This is a genomic window from Microcystis sp. LE19-10.1B (assembly GCF_027530565.1).
Taxonomy (GTDB): Bacteria; Cyanobacteriota; Cyanobacteriia; order Cyanobacteriales; family Microcystaceae; genus Microcystis; species Microcystis aeruginosa.
Genome location: NZ_JAPZQM010000619.1, coordinates 1 through 1,182 on the forward strand (window position 1 = coordinate 1; position 1,182 = coordinate 1,182).

1 protein-coding gene is annotated in these 1,182 nt (G+C 37.1%); it reads right to left on the reverse strand.

Going from position 1 to position 1,182, the window contains the following annotated elements; genetic code table 11:
* Positions 1-138: 138 nt before the first annotated feature.
* Positions 139-1,014 carry an N-acetylmuramoyl-L-alanine amidase-like domain-containing protein gene (locus O9332_RS22300; protein WP_288027476.1) on the reverse strand — a complete coding sequence of 292 codons (876 nt, stop codon included), beginning with the start codon at positions 1,012-1,014 and terminating at the stop codon, positions 139-141.
* Positions 1,015-1,182 lie beyond the last annotated feature (168 nt).

The following is a 1,182-nucleotide window of genomic DNA, read 5'->3' on the forward strand; positions in this document are numbered from 1 at the left end:
TTGAGGGGGTCAATTACCTAATTTTCAGGGAAAAAGTACCTGAATTTCCCCCTGATCACTCCCATGCCAGGCACTTTTGGATTTCAAAAAGGTCTAAAAGTCTTATCCAACAAGGTTTTTAGATTTATTCAGCAAACCCTACCTATTTCTTGGATCAAGGGAACGAACGACAAAAATACCGATGGCTTTGTCCACTTTAGTGATATATTTTTCTAGGTCTTTAGCAATGGTAACTTGACCAGCAGGAGAGGCATGAATTAAGCCAATTTTGCCATCGGCAAAGCGATAAACTAGACCGGTATGGGTGGTATCTAAACCAGCGATATTAGTCACGACACCGATAATATCGCCAGCTTGCAGTTGTGGATAAATATCTTTAATCTTAGCGGTGGGAATATAGGTTAAGGATAAGCTTTCTAATTGCCGTTCTAACTGTTGAATACAATGGTAATTACTTTGAGTTTTTAACTGGGGATATAGATGGCGGTTTTTGCTGATAAAGTTGAGCTTTTTGTCAAGAGTAATTCCTCCTAATTTGTGAGTAATATTTTCTAGATTGCCTCGTTTTTGGTTGTCATTAATCCAATCGGAAAAGTAATGCAGGCGACTACAATAACCGTCGAGAATACCGTGGCGATAACGCTGATTTAAAACCTGCTGACTAAAAGCAGAATACTGATAATTTTTTAAAGCAAAATTGTGACTCAAAGCGAGAACTGTTTCCACAAAGAGGACACAATCAAACTCTTTTAAAGAGATAAATAATTTTTCTGTAGGAGAGCGATCGAGTAATCCTGCTTGATATTTTGCTCCTAAAAATTGAGCGGCGATATTCTGGATTATATCAGCCATGGCTAGGCGATCGAGTTGTTGATTTTGGGCGTACTGCACCAGTTTTTGATAATTAGGATCGCTTACTTCTTGAGCAAGAATAGTTTCCGATCGAGCTATACTCAAGGGAATTAAAACAGGATTAATTAATAAATAGGGTAAAGTTATCCAATTAAAAAACATTGTCGATCGATTACTGAAAATAATAGGGTTTATCACCGACTAATACAAAATAACTGTCAGAGTTATAATCTGCTGGGTTTAACTGGTATTTCTCATTGTATTCTACTACATAAGTAGGTGGTTATAATTAAATTAAAAATGGATTTTAGGTTCGATCCCCCTGCCCCC

Bases quoted from the DNA above. Each gene is read 5' to 3' on its own strand.
- O9332_RS22300 (WP_288027476.1), bottom strand. From the start codon at position 1,014: ATGTTTTTTAATTGGATAACTTTACCCTATTTATTAATTAATCCTGTT.